Consider the following 17,113-nt stretch of genomic DNA (forward strand, 5'->3'; position numbering starts at 1 on the left):
CTGGTAATAGCCCTCGATGCTGCCGGGCAGATCGGCATGGCAGACGTAGCGCACGTCCGGCTTGTCGATTCCCATGCCGAAGGCGATCGTCGCCACCACCACGACGCCCGGCCGGTGCAGAAACGCATCCTGGTTGGCGTTGCGGATGCTGGAATCGAGACCGGCATGATAGGGCAGCGCGTGGACGCCCTCGGTCGACAGCTTTTCCGCCAGCCGTTCGACGCCCTTGCGCGACGAGCAATAGACGATGCCGGCCTCGCCCTTGTGGCGGCGGACGAAGTTCACGATCTGTCGCGTCGCATCGTCCTTGCGCACGAAGGCGAGATGCAGGTTCGGCCGGTCGAAGGAGCGCACGAAGATCCGCGGCTCGGCGCTGAAGAGTTTCGCCACGATCTCGTCGCGGGTGCCGGGATCGGCGCTGGCGGTGACCGCGATGATCGGCGGATTGCCGAGCGAGGCGGCCGCCGAGCGCAGGTCCATGTATTCCGGCCGAAAGTCATGGCCCCATTGCGAGACGCAATGCGCCTCGTCGATGGCGAGCCGGTCGACGCCGGCCTCGCGCAGCCGGTCGAGCGTCCAGGTTTTGAGCAGCCGCTCCGGCGAAACGTAGAGCAGCCGCATCGTCCGCGATTTGAGCGCCGCTTCGACGATGGCATTGTCGGCGTTGGAGTTGCCCGAGTGCAGGGCGCCGGCGACGATGCCGCGATCGGTGAGCTGACGCACCTGATCGCGCATCAAGGCGATCAGCGGCGAGACGACCACCGTCAGCTTGCCGCGCACGACGGCCGGCAGCTGGTAGCACAGCGATTTGCCGGCGCCCGTCGGCATGACGGCCAGCACATCCTCGCCGGCCAGCAGCGCCTCCACCACTTCGGGCTGGCCGGGACGCAGCGCGGCGAAGCCGAACACGCGCTCCAGTACGATCAGCGCATCGCGCATCGCATCCGAGACGTCTGGCTTTTGCGCCGGCAGGCCCATGCCTAGAAGGCTCCTTCGAGCGCGGGCGTCGCGGCCCGGCGCAGGGCCGCAATGGCGTCCGGTAGCGCCGCCATCGTCTTCGCGACGAGGTTGGCACCGGCCGCCTCGAGCATCGCGCCGTGGCCGGTGCCGGCGTGGCTCCCGCCGGCAAAGCCGATGACCGCCATGCCCGCACGCACGCCGGCCTCGACGCCAGCGACCGAATCCTCGATCACGATGCAGTGTTGCGGGGCAAAGCCCATCGTCGCGGCGGCCAGGAGAAACAGGTCCGGCGCCGGCTTTCCGTTGGCGACCTGGGCGGCGCTGAAGACGTGGTCGCCGAAGAAGGAGGCCAACCCGGTCAGCTTCAAGGAATGCGCGATGCGCGCCGGATCCGAGGATGATGCGACACAACGCGGGCCCTCGATCGAGCGCAGGACGTCGGCGACGCCAAGGATCGGCTGCAGTTCGACCTCGATCCGCGCCAGCATACGCGCTCGCGTCCGCGCGCCCTCGCCATCGGGCAGGGCGCGACCGATCAGGCGTTCGATCTCGCTCACGATGTCGGCATTATGCTTGCCCATGAAGGCATGCATGCAGCTTGGAACGTCCATCGGGACGCCCTGCTCGCCCATCATCTCGGAGAGCACTTCCAGAGCGATCAGCTCGGAATCGACGAGCGTCCCGTCGCAGTCGAATATCAGCAGCATCGGCGATTCGGATCCAACGGGAAGGGCATGGGGGATTGTCTGTCACACGGGCGAGGCGCAGTCTCGCGCATAACCGCAGCAGTCGATCATAGCCGCTCCGATAGCGGCATGGAACAACAGGAGGCGTCATGCGCACAGCCTTTGCTCTCCGGCGCTTGAAGGTCGCTGTGCTGGTTCTCCTGGGCATCGCTGCGGCAGGCCCTGCAGCCGCAGCGCCGAGCGAGCGGGCGCAAGGCAAGCTGCTGTTCGACCGGGACTGCGCGAGCTGCCATCAGATAGGGCCTGGGGCGATGAGTCTCGGCAACGGCCCGTCGCTCAACGGCATCATCGGCATGCCCGCGGCCGACGAACCGGGCTTCAGCTACTCCGACGCGAATCAGAGGTGCGGCGTGATCTGGTCGTCGAAGACCTTCGACGCCTTCATCGCCAATCCGCAGGGCGCGATGCACGGCACGTCCATGGCCTATGCCGGGCTGAAGCTGCAGGCCGATCGGGAAGCGCTCTTCGCCTACGTCAGCGGGTTCGACGCGCACGGCGCAACCCGATAGCTTACGCGGTGAGCGATCGCATGCCCGCCTCGTCGGGCGTCGGGGCCACATGCACTTCGAGGCATCCGGCTTCGCGAAGCGGCGCAGCCACATCGGACGACAGGCAAAGATGCGGTGTCTTTGTCTGATCGACGCTGGCCCGGGCGGCGAGCATCAGAAAAATCTCGGCGCTGCGGCGGGAGTAATGCAGCACGCCGTCAATCACGCCGTTGCGCAGTGCCGCCACCACCTCGGGCTTCAGCGACTCGACGGCGACCGCCTCGTAGGTCTCGATGACCATCAGCCGGTGCAGGGTGGCGGCAAGGCCCGCCTCGATGTCGGGCTTTCGATCCACGCCGGCGAGATACAGCAGGCGCATCGCCGGCTGACCTTGGAGGATGGCGACGAGCCCGGCTCCGTCCGGGGCGACAATCACCGGCCCTGCAAAGCCATGCCGCCGCGCCGCGGCCTCGGTGCGCGCACCCACCAGGTAGAGCGGCAACGGTAACAGATCGGGGCTTTCATCCGCTATCGCCGAGAACGCCCGCGAGCTCGTCGCCACGAGGCCCTCCGGCTGATTGTGCGTCCACGGCTCGCCTGTGGGCTCGAACACGAGGACCGGGCTGACGAACACCGTATGTCCGGCCGCCTCCAGCTTCGTCCGCGTGCGCGCCGCATCCTCGGCGGCGCGGGTTAGCAGCAGGCGCATGGGGTCCCGCAGCGATTTTTAAGAACCGGGGCCCGTCCCCTTCCCCCTTGTGGGGAAGGGCTAGGGATGGGCGTTCTCTCCTTCTGCTTCGGCATGGAAGAACACCGCGAACCCCCACTCGCAACCTCTCCCCACAAGGGGGAGAGGGGCAGGTCGCGGCGCTTGCGAAGGAGGGGACCCATCCCTCAGCTCTCGAAAAACCCGGCCGGCAGGCGGGCGCGGATCGCCTCGCCGGCCGTCCGACCCAGCACTTCCGCTTCCCAGGCCGAGCCGTCCATCGTCTCCTCGAACTCTTCCGAGCCGTCCGGCCGCAGCACGAGGCCGCGCAGACGAACGCGATCGCCGTCCACGACGGCATGGGCACCGATCGGCGTTCGGCAGGAGCCGTCGAGTGCGGTCAAAAACGCGCGTTCGGCGGCAAGCGACACGCCGGTCGGCGCGCAGAGAATCGGGCCGAGCATGGCGGCAACGCCGGCATCGTCGAGACGCGCGGTGATGGCGATGGCGCCCTGCCCGGCCGCCGGCAGAAATTCGTCGATAGGCAGCAGCGCCGTCGCGCGATCGGCGAGGCCGAGGCGGTTGAGGCCGGCGAGCGCTAGCAGCGTGCCGGCGCATTCACCTTCGCTCAGCTTGCGCAGACGCGTCTGCACGTTGCCACGCAGCAACGTGATCTCGATATCGGGGCGGATACGCTTCAGCATCGCGCCGCGCCGCAGCGAGGCCGTGCCGACCTTGGCCCCCTGCGGCAGGTCGCGCGGCGTGGCGGCGACCGGCGAGATCCACGCATCCCGCACGTCTTCGCGCGGCAGGTAGCCGGCGATGGTGATGGCATCCGGCAAAAAGGTCGGCAGGTCCTTAGCGGAATGCACGGCGATATCGATGCCGCCCATCATCAGCGCGGTGTCGAGTTCTTTCGTGAACAGGCCCTTGCCGCCGGCCTCGCTAAGTGGGCGATCGAGAATGGCATCGCCGCTGGTCTTGATGATGTGGATCTCGACCGCCTCGTCGGACAGCCCATGGGCCGCCAGCAGCCGGTCGCGCGTCTGGTTGGCCTGCGCAAGTGCCAGCGGGCTGCCGCGCGTGCCGATACGAAGCGGGGATGTCAGCGACATGCAGCGAACTCTCAATTGACCCTGACGATACGAAAACCGCAGCCTTTCTACAGGCTTGAAGCGCGATGCGCCAAAAACTTTGCTATGGTCGAAAGTCCAGGCTGGTCTGAGTGGAGTGATTGATGCGTGTTTTGGGGATCGAGACGACCTGCGACGAGACCGGCGCAGCCGTCGTTCGCCTGAAGCCGGAAGGCGGCGGCGAGATCCTCTCCAACGAGATCATGAGCCAGATCAAGCAGCACGCGGCCTACGGCGGCGTCGTGCCGGAGATCGCCGCGCGCGCCCATGTCGAGGTCGTGGATCGGCTGATCGAACGCGCCATCGCCAAGGCCGGGATGAAGATCAGGGACATAGATGCCGTCGCGGCGGCGGCCGGCCCCGGGCTGATTGGCGGCGTCATCGTCGGCCTGACCGCCGGCAAGGCGATCGCGCTGGCGTTGCGCAAGCCGTTCATCGCGATCAATCATCTCGAGGCGCACGCGCTGACGCCGCGCATGACCGACAACGCCGCCTTTCCCTATCTTCTGCTGCTGGTCTCCGGCGGGCATACCCAATTGGTGGCGGTCAAAGGCGTCGGCGATTACGTGCGTCTCGGCGCGACGCTCGACGACGCCGTCGGCGAGGCCTTCGACAAGATCGCGAAAATGCTGGGGCTGCCCTACCCCGGCGGCCCGCTGATCGAGCAGCGCGCGATCGACGGCAATCCCGAGCGCTTCGCCTTCCCCCGCCCGATGTTGGGCCGGCCAAAGCCGGACTTTTCGCTTTCCGGCCTGAAGACCGCGGTGCGCCTCGAGTCGGAAAAAATCGCGCCGCTGACGGCGACCGACATCAACGACCTTTGCGCCTCGTTCCAGGCGGCGGTGGTCGACACCATCATCGACCGGCTGCGCTTCGCGTTGCGGCTGTTCCAGGAGCGGATCGGCCCCTGCGAGACAGTCGTCGCCGCCGGGGGCGTGGCGGCGAATCAGGCGATCGGCCGGGCGCTGGCCCGGTTCTGCGGCGAGGCCGGCTTAAAACTCATCGTGCCGCCGCCGATCCTCTGCACCGACAACGGGGCGATGATCGCCTGGGCCGGCATCGAGCGCTTCCAGCTCGGCCTCGTCGACGACATGACGTTTGCCGCGCGGCCGCGCTGGCCGCTCGACGCCAACGCCGAGGCGGCGCACCACGGCAAGGCTTGAGCGTGGCGGATTCTCGCCGCATCGCGGTGCTCGGCGGCGGCGCCTGGGGCACGGCATTGGCCAATCTCGCCGCCCGCGCCGGCGCCGACGTGACGCTGTGGGCGCGCGAGCCCGGTCATGTCGCGGAGATGGCGGCGACCGGCGTCAACGCCCGCCGCCTGCCCGGCGTGCCGCTGCATGCGGCGATCACGCCGACCGGTGACCTCGCTACCCTCGAAGGCGCTGATATCGTCCTGCTGGCCGTGCCGGCGCAATCGCTGCGGCGGATGGCGGAGCAGGCCCGCCCCTTCGTCGCAGAAGACGTGCCGGTGGTGGTCTGCGCCAAAGGCATCGAGCGATCGACCGGCCTGTTCATGAGCGACGTGATCGCCGCCGTGCTGCCCAACCACCCGCCGGCGATCCTGTCGGGACCGAGCTTTGCCGAGGATGTCGCGCGCGGCATGCCGACGGCCGTTACGCTGGCTGCGCGGGACGCGGATGGCGCCGAGGCGCTGGCTGCGGCCTTCGCCGCGCCGTGGTTCCGGCTCTACCATTCCGCCGATATTCGCGGCGTCGAGATCGGCGGCGCGGTGAAGAACGTGCTGGCCATCGCCAGCGGCATCGCCGCGGGTCGCGGCCTCGGCCAGAGCGCCGGCGCGGCGCTGATTGCCCGCGGCTTCGCCGAGATGACGCGTTTCGGCATGGCCTATGGCGCCGACCCCGGCACCTTGATGGGCCTCGCCGGATTGGGCGACCTCGTGCTGACGTGTTCGTCGACGCAATCGCGCAACTATTCTTTCGGCGTCGCGCTCGGCCAGGGCATGAGCGTGGCCGACGCCACGGCGCAGGCCGGAACGGTCGAGGGCGCGCAGACCTGCCCGATCCTCGTCGATCTCGCTGCGCGCAAAGGCGTCGACATGCCGATCGCGCAAGCGGTCGACGCGGTGTTGAGCGAGCGATCAAGCGTCGAAACCGTCATAACCGCGCTGCTGGCCCGCCCGGCCAAGGCCGAAGCCAAACTTTGAGGAGAGACCACGACGTGGCGCACTGGCTGATCAAGAGCGAACCGCACAAATGGTCGTGGGACGACCAGGTCAAGGCGGGGAAGGCCGGCACGCATTGGAACGGCGTGCGCAACCACGTCGCCAAGCAGAATCTCATGGCGATGACGCTCGGCGAGCAGGCGTTCTTCTACCATTCCAACGAGGGCAAGGAGATCGTCGGCATCGTCGAGGTCTCGAAGCTGTACTATCCCGATCCGAGCGACGAGAGCGGCAAGTTCGGCATGTGCGATTTTCGTGCGGTCAAACCGCTCAAGACGCCGGTCGGCCTGGCGACGGTGAAAGCCGATCCGCGCTTCGCCAAGATGATGCTGGTGGCGAACTCGCGGCTGTCGGTGCAGCCGGTGACGGACGAGGAATGGGCGCTGGTCTGCGCGATCGGCGGATTGTAACCGCCGTCATTCCGGGATTCCGCCGCATGCAGAGACCTGGAACCCGTGCGCTTCGGTGATGGGTCGGAAAACACCGGTTCCGGGTCCGCGCTGCGCGCGTCCCGGCATGATGGCGGTCAGTTCGGCAGCCAGCCCAGCGCCACGCTCAGCAGCAGCACGACCCCCAGCACCACCCGGTAGACCACGAACGGCCAGGCGGAAAAGCGCTCGAGAATACGCATCAGGCCCCAGATCGCGGCGAAGGCCGAGAGCGAGGCGATCACCAGCCCGACGAACAGGATCGACCAGCCGGTCGCGTCGAGATGCGCCTTGTGCAACTCCCAGATTTCCTTGAGGCCGGCCGCGGCAATCGCGGGAATGCCGAGGAGAAAGGAGAAGCGCGCCGCCTCGTCACGCTGCAGGTCGCGGAACAAGGCCGCCGTGAGCGTCGAGCCGGAGCGCGACACGCCGGGGATCAGCGCGCCGATCTGCGCGGTGCCGACGATCATCGCATCCTTCAACGTCACGTGGTCGATGGTGCGGACCGGCTTGCCGTACCATTCGGCCATGGCCAGCAGCGCGCCCATCACCACGCAGGACAGGCCGATGACGGTCAGCGTGCGCAGCGGCGAGTTGCAGGTGTTGAGCAGCGGCGCCAGCAGCACGCCGGCGATGAGGATCGGGATCGTGGCCAGGATGATCCATAGCGCGAAGCGAAAGTTCCAGTCGGCGAAGTCGCGGCGCCTGATCGCGGCGAGCGTGCCGATGCTCAGGCCGCGGACATCGGCCCAGAAATAACTGACGACGGCGGCGAGCGCGGCGAGCTGCATCGCGGCGGAAAACGCCGAACCCGGATCCTGCCAACCGAGCAACGCCGGCACGATGCGCATATGCGCGGTCGACGAGATCGGCAGCAGCTCGGTGATGCCCTGGACCACGCCGAGGAACGCAACCTTCGCGTAGCCGAGGCTGACGAAGCCCGTATCCAGACCGGCGGTGCAGGCATTCGCCATCGTTTTGCTCAACCCCAGGCAGGCCGACGAATCGGCAGATCGTACCGTTTTTCCAGGTTCGTCGTCGCAGATCAACGCAGGCCGCGTCGGCCTGTGGACAGCGACCTCGCGCTCAAATGAAAACGCCGGCCCTGAGGCCGGCGCTTCCCACTGTCGGACGAGACAGTTTACGTTCCGTTATGCAGCGCGCGCTGCTCCTTGTTGTAGCGGTGGCGCTGATACATGCCCGCGGCGCAACCAAGCAGCGCGCCCCTGACGGCGTGATGACCGGCGACATGACCGGCAACGGCGCCCGCTGCGCCATACTTCAAGCAGCCGCCCGGCGCGGCCTGCGCGAGCGGCGCGGCAAGCGTGACACCGGCGATGCTGCCGCAGAGAGCGAGAGTGAGCAGGACCTTGTTCATCGAAAACCCCGTGAGCGCGTGATGCGCAGACCCTGATAACGCAATTTTACTGCTAAGGTTCAGGCAAAGGCCTTTTACTTTCGTTCTAAGCCGTGAGCTCCGCGACGATGGCATCGCCCATCTCGCTCGTCGAAATATGCGTCGCCGCATCGCCCTTGATGTCGGCGGTGCGCAGACCCTTGGCCAGCACGCCGGCGATCGCCGCCTCGATCCGGTCGGCGAGATCGGCGCGATCGAAGGTGTAGCGCATGGCCATCGCGAGCGAGCCGATCATCGCGATCGGGTTGGCGAGACCGCGGCCCGCGATGTCAGGCGCCGAGCCGTGGACCGGCTCGTAAAGCGCCTTGCGGCGGCCGGTTCGCGGATCGACGTCGCCGAGCGAGGCCGAGGGCAGCATGCCAATCGAGCCGGTGAGCATGGCGGCGACATCCGACAGCATGTCGCCGAACAAGTTGTCGGTGACGATGACGTCAAACTGTTTTGGCCGGCGCACCAGCTGCATGCCGAGGGAGTCCGCGAGATGATGTTCCAGCGCGACGTCGGGGTAGTCGCGCTTGCCCAGCGCGGTGATAACCTCGTTCCACAGCACGCCGGACAGCATGACGTTGCGCTTTTCCGAAGAGACGAGTCGATGGTCGCGCTGCCGCGCGAGTTCGAAGGCGACCCGGCCGATCCGCTCGATCTCGTAGGTGTCGTAGACCTGGGTATCGATGCCGCGCTTCTGGCCGTTGCCGAGGTCGATGATCTGTTTCGGCTCGCCGAAATAGACGCCGCCGGTCAGCTCGCGGACGATGACGAGGTCGAGGCCGTCGATCAGCTCGCGCTTCAGCGACGAGGCGTCGGCCAGTGCGGGATAGCAGATCGCCGGACGCAGGTTGGCGTAAAGCTGCATATCCTTGCGCAGCCGCAGCAGGCCGTTCTCCGGACGGACCTCGTAGGGCACGCCGTCCCACTTCGGGCCGCCGACCGCGGCGAGCAGCACGGCGTCGGCCGCCTGCGCCTTGGCCATGTCGGCGTCGCTGATCGGCACGCCATGCGCGTCGTAGGCCGAGCCGCCGACGAGGCCGTGGTCGAGATCGAACCGCGCGGAGCCGTCGGCTTCGAACACGCCGATGACCTTCTCGACCTCGACCATGACCTCGGGGCCGATCCCGTCGCCGGGCAGAAGGAAGAGCGAGTAGCTTGTCATGGTCGCGGCCCCAAAGTTGGCAGTGGCGCGCCTTGAAGCATGGGAGGCCGGATTTGGCTAGCCGCGGGATGCCGCTGGCGGCGTTGATCCGGCGCCGTCTTTGCGTTTCGCCTCGCCTCGTGGATAAGAAAGCTCGCCTGCCGCCGAGGCCCTACCGAAAGACCGAGTCTGATGAGCCGAGCCGACGCCGCCGCCGCAGCGACTGCCTACTTCGACGATGGCGCTTTTCTCGCCGCCTTGCAGGATAAAGTCGCGCGCCGCACCGAGAGCCAGGCGCCGGACCAGAACGCCGCGCTGGACGCCTATCTCCGCGATGGCCTCGGCGCCGACATCGCACGTCTCGGGTTCACGTCGCGCATCCTGCCCAATCCCGACGGCAGGAACGGGCCGTTTCTCCTGGCAGAGCGGCTCGAAGACCCCGCGCTGCCGACGGTCCTGATCTACGGCCACGGCGACACCGTGCGCAGCGATGCCCGCCAGTGGCGCGCGGGTCTCGACCCCTGGGCGGTGACCGTCGAGGGCGATCGCTGGTATGGCCGCGGCACGGCGGACAACAAGGGCCAGCACGTCATCAATCTGGCGGCGCTCGAGCAGGTCCTGGGCGCACGAGACGGAAAACTCGGCTTCAACGCCAAGCTGATCATCGAGATGGGCGAGGAGATGGGATCGCCAGGCCTGCGGGCGATCTGCGCCACGCATGCCGAGGCGCTGGCGGCCGATCTGCTGATCGCCTCCGACGGCCCGCGGCTCACCGCCGAGCGCCCTACCTTGTTCCTGGGATCGCGCGGCGCCTTCAATTTCGAGCTCGACGTCGATATCAGGCCGAACGCCTATCACTCCGGCAACTGGGGCGGGCTGTTACGCAATCCCGGCACCGTGCTGGCAAGCGCCATCGCCTGCCTCGTCAACGCTCAGGGCCGGATCCTCGTGGACGGTCTGCTGCCGCCGCCGATCCCGCCCGCCGTCAAGGCCGCGCTCGCCGACGTGCATGTCGGCGGTGGCGAAACGGACCCGGACATCGATACCGACTGGGGCGAGCCCGGCCTCAGCCCGGAGGAGCGGCTGTTCGCCTGGAACACCATCGAGGTGCTGGCCTTCAAGACCGGCGATCCCGAGACCCCGATCAACGCCGTCCCCGGCAACGCCAAGGCGACGATGCAGCTGCGCTTCGTCGTCGGCACCGACTGGCAGAACCTGGTGCCGATCGTGCGCACGCATCTCGACGCGCACGGGTTCCCGATGGTCGCAGTGCGCCCGAGCCGGATGGAGGCCTTCGTCGCCACCCGCCTCGATCTCGAAGACCCCTGGGTCGATTGGGCGATGACGTCGCTCGCCGCCAGCACGGGCAAAAAACCGGCGCTGCTGCCGAATTTCGGCGGTTCGCTTCCCAACGACGCCTTTTCCGACATCCTGGGCCTGCCGACGCTGTGGATCCCGCACTCCTATCCCGCCTGCGCGCAGCATGCGCCGGACGAGCACCTGCTCGGCTCCGTCGCCCGCGAAGGCTTGGCGATGATGGCCGGCCTGTTCTGGGACCTCGGCGAACAAGGTCCGGCGATCCTGGCGCAGCGCGCGCGCAGCATCGCAACCGTGACGCTCGCCTGATGGGCACCGCAAAGGATTGCCCGTCATGACAGCGGTGACAGAGGCGGCCGGCCCGGATGCCCTTCACGGCAGTGTGGCGCGCAAAAACATCGGAACGATGATTTTCGCGACCTCCATCGGCAACGCGCTCGAATGGTTCGACATCACCGTCTACGGCTATTTCGCGCTGTACATTTCCAAGGCCTTCTTCCCCGCGAGCGATCCGGCGACGTCGATGCTTCTGGCGCTCGGGACCTTCGGCATCTCCTATCTCAGCCGACCGATCGGCGGCATCGTGCTCGGCGCCTATGCCGACAAGCATGGGCGCAAGGCGTCGCTGATGATCTCCATCGTGCTGATGACGCTCGGCACGCTGTCGATCGCCGTCATGCCCGGCTACGCCACCATCGGCCTCTTCGCCCCCGCCGGCATTCTGATCGCCCGCCTGCTGCAGGGGTTTTCCGCCGGCGGCGAATTCGGCAGTTCGACGGCGTTTCTGGTGGAACATGCGCCGGAGCGGCGCGGCTTGACCGCCACCTGGCAGTTCGCCAGCCAGGGGTTCAGCACCCTCGTTGCGGCCTCCTTCGGCATGGGGCTTGGGCTGCTGATGACGCCCGCGGACCTCCAGGACTGGGGCTGGCGTCTGCCGTTCCTTTTCGGCGTCCTCATCGGGCCTGTCGGCCTCTACATCCGCAACCGCATCGAGGACGCCACGGCGCCACCCGCCCTCATCGCCGGCAAGTCGCCGACCCAGGCGGTGTTTTTGGAACAGAAGGGGCGCGTCGGCCTCGCCATCGGCGTCCTCGCGATCTCGACGGCGGTAAACTACCTGCTGGTCTACATGCCGACCTATGTGGTCAAGACGCTCAACATGCCGGCGACCGTCGGCTTCACCGCGGCCTTCGCCGGCGGCCTGGTGCTCAGCATCGTCGTGCCTTTGGCCGGATGGATGTCGGATTTCGTCGGGCGCACCCGGATGATGGTCGTGGTCACGCTGATGCTGATCCTGTCGATCTACCCATCGTTCCTGTTCCTCACCAACAAGCCGACGGCGACGACGATCGTCCTCGCGGTGTTCTGGCTCGCGACGCTGAAGGCGCTCTACTACGGGCCGCTGGCGGCCTGCATGGCGGATCTGTTCCCGGCCTACAGCCGCGCGACGGGCCTGGGGCTGAGCTACAATATCGGGGTGACGCTGTTCGGCGGCATGGGGCCGGTGATCATGGCCTCGCTCGGCACAATCATTGGTGGCTTGGCGCCGGCCTACTATCTCACCTGCGTGGCCTTCATCAGCCTGGCGTCACTGTTGATGATCTGGCGACGGATCGGGCTGACGTAATGGCCCAAAGCCTCAGATCTTCGCCTTTTCGAACGGCACGAATTTCGTCGGCAGGATCGCCGCGGCGCCGTCGATCTTGCGCATGAACGGGATCGGCGCCAGCGACGGCGTATAGGCGACCAGCATCACCGGCTTTTTGGGCGGCGTTGGCATGCCCCCAGTCCCAAACGGCACGAACGTGTCGTCCGCGGGAGCCACGGTGGACGCGTCCGGCGTGACCAGCTCGGCCTTCGCCACCTCGATCGAGGCCGGCCGGGTCGGCGGCAGCGGGATCTGCGTCAGCAGCAGTTCGCTCGGCACCGGCTTCTTCTCCGGCGGCGGAGCGCCCTGCGTCCGTGGCAGGGTGGGCGCGGGCGTGTTGAACACCGACATCATGCCTTCCAGCTTGCCGGTCAGCGAGGACAGGCCGGGGCCGCCCGAGGTCATCGTCTCGGGCAGCGGCTTCAGGGTCGCCGCAGCGACCATGATGCGCGGGCCCTGCGGCGTGTTGCAATCGCGGATGCCGAGGCCGATCAGCTCCGACCCGCGCAGCACGTGATAATCATGGGTCAGCGTGCCGAGCCGGGCGCGGACCGCCGGCGGATAGGTGCCGAACAGCTGATCCGAGACGCCGTAGTTCGTGGCGTGGTTGCGCGGATCGTAAGCCTGATGAAATTTGAGAATCGAATCGGGATAGACGCAGACGTTCGGCAGGCTGAGTGCCATCGTGCAGGCGGAGCGGCACTCGTGCAGCCGCACCTCGCGATTCGTCTGCCGGTAGATTTCCGTCTGCGCGGCATACTCGTTGACGTAGCCGCCGACGTCCTTGACCACGACGACGGGCGACGGGTTGGGCGGCGGTTGCAGATAACTCAACGATTCATTCCGGGTGCGCGCCTGTAACGGCCAAGCCGCATCTAATGAAAACGTGGTAAACGCATTCTTAAGAGGCGGCGTGGCACCGTCGTCGTGGATGGTCGACGCTGCACCGCCGGTATGGCGTGACTTGGGCAGCGACGCATGCGACAGGGCAACAATGGCCAGTCAACTCTACAAAGCAGCTAACCCGGGCTTCGCGGTCTACGTCCACTGGCCGTTCTGCCTGTCGAAATGTCCCTATTGCGACTTCAACAGCCACGTGCGCTCGGCGCCGGTCGACGAGGCGCGCTATGTCGCCGCCTTCCGCACCGAACTGGCGCATCGCGCCAAGCTGACCAAGGGCCGGACCGTCTCCTCGATCTTCTTCGGCGGCGGTACGCCCTCGCTGATGAAGCCCGGCACCGTCGCCGCGATTCTCGACGCCATCGCCGCCAACTGGACCGTCGACCCGAACGTCGAGGTGACGCTCGAAGCCAATCCGACCAGCGTCGAAGCCAACCGCTTCACCGGCTACAGGGCAGCAGGCGTCAACCGCGTGTCGCTCGGCGTGCAGGCGATGAACGACGCCGACCTGAAGGCGCTCGGTCGCCTCCACACCGCCGCCGAAGCCCTGACCGCGGTAAAAATCGCCGGCTCGATCTTCGAGCGCTACTCCTTCGACCTGATGTACGCCCGGCCGAATCAGACGGTGGCCGCCTGGAAGGCCGAGCTCGAGTCCGGCATCGAGCGCGCACGGGACCACATGTCCCTCTACCAGCTCACCATCGAGCCCGACACGATGTTCGAGCGCCTGCGCAACGCCGGCAAGCTCATCGTGCCGAACAGCGACCAGGCCCGCGACCTCTGGGACGTGACGCAGGACACGATGAACAAGGCCGGACTGCCGGCCTACGAGATCTCCAACCACGCCGCCGTCGGTGCGGAGAGCCGGCACAATCTCATTTATTGGCGCTACGGCGAATATGTCGGTGTCGGCCCCGGCGCCCATGGCCGCATCACCACGCCGAAGGGCCGCCGCGCGCATTCGACCGAGCGCCATCCGGAGATGTGGCTGACGATCGTCGAGACCGATGGCCACGGCCTGGTGGAAGACGAACTGCTGACCACCGAGGAACAGGGCGACGAGTTCCTGCTGATGGGGCTTCGGCTTTCCGAAGGCATCGAGCCGACGCAGTTCGAGGCGCTCTCAGGCCGCATGCTCGACCGCAGCCGCGTGTCGTCGCTGATGGAAGAAGGCATGGTCGAGCTGACGCAACTCGGCCGGCTGCGCGTCAGCGCCGCGGGGTTCCCGGTGCTGGATGCCGTTGTGGCGGATCTGGCGGCCTAGCAGGGCACGGCTTAGCCGCGAGCCCTCGCCGGTCCATCGTCCTCGGTCCCGCGCCGTGCATGGCGAAATGCGTTTCTGAGTTCGGCGATCAAAAGATCCGGCTGCTCCCAACCGGGGTAGTGCCCACCGATCTTCATCTCATTCCATGAGATAAGGTTGTGAAAGCGTCGCTCGGCCCATCGCCGCGCGATCGGGTACGGTTCGCCAGGAAACAGGGTGCAGGCAGTGGGAACAGTCACAAACTGAGCATTTTCCTCCGCCGCATTCCGCGCTCGCGATCGTACGGCTTCCCAGTACCAGCGCGCTGTCGAGGCGCCTGTCCCTGTAAACCAATACAGGGCGATATTGTCCAGTTGCTGCGCGAGGCTGACTCCGCCGCCAGCCTCGGGTCGCATGTCCGAGAAGGCGACGAGCTTCTCGCCGAGCCACGCGGCGAGCCCGGCAGGAGAGTCGAGCAAGGCGTAACCGAGCGTCTGCGGGCGCGTGGCCTGAATCATCACGAAGCCTAAACCTTCCGTTAGGAACTGGCCGCGCTTTTCGACAATGCGCTTCTCCGCGTCGTCAGCTGAAGTGCTGTCTTCCGGCAGGGGCGACGCGAACGGCATCGTCAGATGTAGTCCGGCGACCCTATCGGGGACTTGGCGGGCTAGCTCGATGCTGATGGAGGCGCCCCAGTCACCGCCATGCGCGCCAAAACGCTCATAGCCCAGCAAGGACATGAGTTCGGCCCAGGCGCGCGCGGTGCGGCCGGGGTTCCAGCCACTTTCGCGGGGCCGGTCGCTGAACCCGTACCCCGGAAGCGATGGGACAACGACGTGAAACGCGTCTTCCGCCGAACCGCCATGCGCGACCGGATCGGTAAGCGGTCCGAGGATCTTCTCGAACTCGAGCACAGAACCCGGCCAACCATGGGTCAGAACAAGAGGAATTGCGGTGGGCTCGGGCGAGCGGAGGTGCCAAAATGCGATGTCGAGACCGTCGAGGCGGGTGCGGTAATGGGGAGTCGCGTTCCACCGTGCCTCCAATCCACGCCAATCGTGGTGTCTCCAGGCCTCCAGCAGGGCCTTAAGGCTGTCCAGTTCGATGCCCTGCGTAGCGTCGGACACCGTCTGAGGCTCGGGAAGCCGTGTATGTTCAAGTCGCGTCCGAAGGTCGATCAGGTCGCGCTCAGGAACATTTATGGGAAAAGGGAAGATCTCAGGCATGCGGGTAACCTATCGTAGCTCTTGCGCCGCGAAACCCCTTCTTTTTCAGTTCGCTATCACGCTGTCGTGCATTCGAATACCGCCTTTGAATGAGATCGCCCATGCCCTACGGTGACTCTGATCTCATGTGTTCGGAAGAAAGACCGAGAGCTTATTGCTCAAGATTCCTGCTTCAACGGCCATCGGTTAGCCAATCCACCCCCACACCCGAAACCACACGTAATCCAGCGGTGCCAACACCAGCATGGTCACGACAGCCAGGACGAGACACAGCTTGGTGCCGTCCCGTGGGGACACGCCGCCCATGCCCATCGCCACGACGATCGGCGCGGCCTGGTACGGCAGGAACGGCGTGGCATAGCCGATCACCTGGATCATCAGCACGGTCATCAACGACAAGCCGGAGCTTTCCGCCATGCGCCCCGCCAGCGGCGTGAACAGGGCAGGCACGCCGTTGGCCGTTAGCGCGAAATTCATCAGCGAGGTCAGGCCGATGAGCGCCGCAAAATCCTGCGCCGGCCGGGCCGGGTCGAGCGGGGTCACCGCCAGAAGAGCGTGCCCCAGCACGTCGCTCAGCCCGGTCTGGGTGACTACCGCCGCCAGCCCCAGAATGCCAGCGATGTAGAGACAGGTGCGGATGTTCACGCCGCTGGCGAATTCGTCGCCGGTGACGAAGCCGATCCGCGGCAGCAGACACAGGCAGGCGGCCGCCAACGACACCCAGGCCGGCGCGATGCCGTGAAAACTGTCGGTCATCCACAGCGCCAGGGTGACCAGAAGCAAACAGCCGAGCCGGCGCTCGTCGGCGCTCCACGGTGGCGGCGCGGTCGATGGCGCGACGACTGACGGACACGCCGGAAACAGCCAGGCGACACACGCCGTCAGAGCCACGCCCTTGGCGAGGCCGAGCACCGGCGCATGCAGCAGAAGATACGGCAGATAGGCGAGGTGCAGGCCAAAGGCCCGTTCCGCGGCGCCGGCCATGACAAGGTTCGGCACGTTGGACGGCAGAATGCTGGCGGAGAGTTGAAAGGTGCCGAAGCCGACGGCCAGGGCCAGGCCGATCCGCCCGCGATCCTCTGGTGCCAGCCCGACGCGATCGGCGAGCGCCATGACGATCGGCATCAGCAACGCGATGCGGCCCATGTTGGAGGGCATCACGAAGGCGAGCGCATAGGTCAGCAGCACCACGCCGCCGACCACCTGCGGCCACGACCGCGTCATCCGCGATGCGATGAGGTTGGCGATGCGATCGGCTAGTCCGACCTTGCGGATGGCAATGCCGAGCACGAAACCGCTGAGGATGAGCCAGAAGGCGGGCGACGCAAAGCCGGCGAACACGGTCTCGGCTGACGCCAAGCGCAGTACCATCGCCGCGGCGAAGAACAGCAGCGCGACGAGATATTCCGGCAGAAGCGCCGTGGCCCAGAGCAGGATGGTCGCGGCTGTTACGGCGGCGGGCAACAGCAATCCGCTCGACACACTCCCGCTCATCAATCTATCCTTCGGCTTCAGCGAACGCTTGCACGAGCAGCCAGGCCACAGAAATTCGCCGCTTTGGGAGCTAGGCTTCGCCGTTTCCGAAGG

The 17,113-nt window shown here is 66.7% G+C and carries 17 protein-coding genes; 7 read left to right on the plus strand and 10 right to left on the minus strand.

What is annotated here, in order from left to right; translation table 11 throughout:
- Both GSQ79_RS29820 and GSQ79_RS23090 read right to left on the minus strand, forming a co-directional pair.
- The coding region (locus GSQ79_RS29820; protein WP_246725523.1) for an ATP-dependent DNA helicase RecQ at positions 1 to 978 on the minus strand (978 nt) is incomplete at its 3' end.
- 2 nt (positions 979 to 980) lie between these two features.
- Entirely contained in the window at positions 981 to 1,667 is a 687-nt protein-coding gene (locus GSQ79_RS23090) for an HAD family phosphatase (protein WP_158811127.1), read from the minus strand.
- 128 nt (positions 1,668 to 1,795) lie between these two features.
- Between GSQ79_RS23090 and GSQ79_RS23095 the strand changes: the two genes are divergently transcribed.
- On the plus strand, positions 1,796 to 2,215 hold the full coding sequence (locus GSQ79_RS23095; RefSeq protein WP_158811128.1) for a cytochrome c family protein: 420 nt from the start codon (positions 1,796 to 1,798) through the stop codon (positions 2,213 to 2,215).
- A 1-nt stretch (position 2,216) separates the two neighbouring features.
- Here GSQ79_RS23095 and GSQ79_RS23100 read toward each other — a convergent pair whose 3' ends face one another.
- Both GSQ79_RS23100 and hemC read right to left on the minus strand, forming a co-directional pair.
- On the minus strand, positions 2,217 to 2,903 hold the full coding sequence (locus tag GSQ79_RS23100; protein ID WP_158811129.1) for a uroporphyrinogen-III synthase: 687 nt from the start codon (positions 2,901 to 2,903) through the stop codon (positions 2,217 to 2,219).
- A 185-nt stretch (positions 2,904 to 3,088) separates the two neighbouring features.
- Positions 3,089 to 4,015: a hydroxymethylbilane synthase gene (gene hemC, locus GSQ79_RS23105; RefSeq protein WP_158811130.1), complete on the minus strand. Its 927-nt coding sequence runs from the start codon at positions 4,013 to 4,015 to the stop codon at positions 3,089 to 3,091.
- A gap of 122 nt (positions 4,016 to 4,137) precedes the next feature.
- Here hemC and tsaD point away from each other — a divergent pair, with 122 nt between their 5' ends.
- From tsaD to GSQ79_RS23120, 3 genes are read left to right on the plus strand one after another with little or no spacing between them, the layout of a single operon-like run.
- Positions 4,138 to 5,196, plus strand: a complete 1,059-nt coding sequence (tsaD, locus tag GSQ79_RS23110; protein ID WP_158811131.1) for a tRNA (adenosine(37)-N6)-threonylcarbamoyltransferase complex transferase subunit TsaD — start codon at positions 4,138 to 4,140, stop codon at positions 5,194 to 5,196.
- Between the two features lie 2 nt (positions 5,197 to 5,198).
- Positions 5,199 to 6,200: an NAD(P)H-dependent glycerol-3-phosphate dehydrogenase gene (locus GSQ79_RS23115; RefSeq protein ID WP_158811132.1), complete on the plus strand. Its 1,002-nt coding sequence runs from the start codon at positions 5,199 to 5,201 to the stop codon at positions 6,198 to 6,200.
- 14 nt (positions 6,201 to 6,214) lie between these two features.
- Positions 6,215 to 6,628 (plus strand): EVE domain-containing protein, encoded by a 414-nt coding sequence (locus GSQ79_RS23120; protein ID WP_158811133.1) that lies wholly within the window; start codon positions 6,215 to 6,217, stop codon positions 6,626 to 6,628.
- Between the two features lie 116 nt (positions 6,629 to 6,744).
- On the opposite strand, the gene uppP is transcribed toward GSQ79_RS23120, so the two are convergent.
- From uppP to leuB, 3 genes are all read right to left on the minus strand, one after another.
- A complete protein-coding gene (gene uppP / locus GSQ79_RS23125) occupies positions 6,745 to 7,620 on the minus strand; it encodes an undecaprenyl-diphosphatase UppP (protein WP_158811134.1) in 876 nt (291 codons plus the stop codon).
- Positions 7,621 to 7,787: 167 nt separating this feature from the next.
- Positions 7,788 to 8,024, minus strand: a complete 237-nt coding sequence (locus tag GSQ79_RS23130) for a hypothetical protein (protein ID WP_210253188.1) — start codon at positions 8,022 to 8,024, stop codon at positions 7,788 to 7,790.
- Positions 8,025 to 8,109: 85 nt separating this feature from the next.
- Positions 8,110 to 9,213, minus strand: a complete 1,104-nt coding sequence (leuB, locus tag GSQ79_RS23135) for a 3-isopropylmalate dehydrogenase (RefSeq protein WP_158811135.1) — start codon at positions 9,211 to 9,213, stop codon at positions 8,110 to 8,112.
- 171 nt (positions 9,214 to 9,384) lie between these two features.
- On the opposite strand from leuB, the gene GSQ79_RS23140 reads away from it, so the two are divergent.
- Both GSQ79_RS23140 and GSQ79_RS23145 read left to right on the plus strand, forming a co-directional pair.
- Positions 9,385 to 10,818 (plus strand): M20 family metallopeptidase, encoded by a 1,434-nt coding sequence (locus GSQ79_RS23140; RefSeq protein WP_158811136.1) that lies wholly within the window; start codon positions 9,385 to 9,387, stop codon positions 10,816 to 10,818.
- A 25-nt stretch (positions 10,819 to 10,843) separates the two neighbouring features.
- Positions 10,844 to 12,136, plus strand: a complete 1,293-nt coding sequence (locus tag GSQ79_RS23145) for an MFS transporter (protein WP_158811137.1) — start codon at positions 10,844 to 10,846, stop codon at positions 12,134 to 12,136.
- Positions 12,137 to 12,148: 12 nt separating this feature from the next.
- On the opposite strand, the gene GSQ79_RS29130 is transcribed toward GSQ79_RS23145, so the two are convergent.
- Entirely contained in the window at positions 12,149 to 12,991 is an 843-nt protein-coding gene (locus GSQ79_RS29130; protein ID WP_210253189.1) for a hypothetical protein, read from the minus strand.
- Between the two features lie 160 nt (positions 12,992 to 13,151).
- Between GSQ79_RS29130 and hemW the strand changes: the two genes are divergently transcribed.
- A complete protein-coding gene (gene hemW / locus GSQ79_RS23155; RefSeq protein ID WP_158811138.1) occupies positions 13,152 to 14,321 on the plus strand; it encodes a radical SAM family heme chaperone HemW in 1,170 nt (389 codons plus the stop codon).
- An 11-nt stretch (positions 14,322 to 14,332) separates the two neighbouring features.
- Here the strand turns inward: hemW and GSQ79_RS23160 are convergent, their stop codons facing one another.
- On the minus strand, positions 14,333 to 15,526 hold the full coding sequence (locus GSQ79_RS23160; protein ID WP_158811139.1) for an epoxide hydrolase family protein: 1,194 nt from the start codon (positions 15,524 to 15,526) through the stop codon (positions 14,333 to 14,335).
- Positions 15,527 to 15,712: 186 nt separating this feature from the next.
- On the minus strand, positions 15,713 to 17,020 hold the full coding sequence (locus GSQ79_RS23165; RefSeq protein WP_158811140.1) for an SLC13 family permease: 1,308 nt from the start codon (positions 17,018 to 17,020) through the stop codon (positions 15,713 to 15,715).
- Between the last annotated feature and the right edge of the window lie 93 nt (positions 17,021 to 17,113).

Source organism: Beijerinckia sp. L45 (genome assembly GCF_009765775.1).
GTDB lineage: Bacteria > Pseudomonadota > Alphaproteobacteria > Rhizobiales > Beijerinckiaceae > RH-AL1.

Bases quoted from the DNA above. Each gene is read 5' to 3' on its own strand.
- GSQ79_RS23090 (WP_158811127.1), bottom strand. From the start codon at position 1,667: ATGCTGCTGATATTCGACTGCGACGGGACGCTCGTCGATTCCGAGCTG.
- GSQ79_RS23095 (WP_158811128.1), top strand. From the start codon at position 1,796: ATGCGCACAGCCTTTGCTCTCCGGCGCTTGAAGGTCGCTGTGCTGGTT.
- GSQ79_RS23100 (WP_158811129.1), bottom strand. From the start codon at position 2,903: ATGCGCCTGCTGCTAACCCGCGCCGCCGAGGATGCGGCGCGCACGCGG.
- hemC (WP_158811130.1), bottom strand. From the start codon at position 4,015: ATGTCGCTGACATCCCCGCTTCGTATCGGCACGCGCGGCAGCCCGCTG.
- tsaD (WP_158811131.1), top strand. From the start codon at position 4,138: ATGCGTGTTTTGGGGATCGAGACGACCTGCGACGAGACCGGCGCAGCC.
- uppP (WP_158811134.1), bottom strand. From the start codon at position 7,620: ATGGCGAATGCCTGCACCGCCGGTCTGGATACGGGCTTCGTCAGCCTC.
- GSQ79_RS23130 (WP_210253188.1), bottom strand. From the start codon at position 8,024: ATGAACAAGGTCCTGCTCACTCTCGCTCTCTGCGGCAGCATCGCCGGT.
- leuB (WP_158811135.1), bottom strand. From the start codon at position 9,213: ATGACAAGCTACTCGCTCTTCCTTCTGCCCGGCGACGGGATCGGCCCC.
- GSQ79_RS23140 (WP_158811136.1), top strand. From the start codon at position 9,385: ATGAGCCGAGCCGACGCCGCCGCCGCAGCGACTGCCTACTTCGACGAT.
- GSQ79_RS23145 (WP_158811137.1), top strand. From the start codon at position 10,844: ATGACAGCGGTGACAGAGGCGGCCGGCCCGGATGCCCTTCACGGCAGT.
- hemW (WP_158811138.1), top strand. From the start codon at position 13,152: ATGGCCAGTCAACTCTACAAAGCAGCTAACCCGGGCTTCGCGGTCTAC.
- GSQ79_RS23160 (WP_158811139.1), bottom strand. From the start codon at position 15,526: ATGCCTGAGATCTTCCCTTTTCCCATAAATGTTCCTGAGCGCGACCTG.
- GSQ79_RS23165 (WP_158811140.1), bottom strand. From the start codon at position 17,020: ATGAGCGGGAGTGTGTCGAGCGGATTGCTGTTGCCCGCCGCCGTAACA.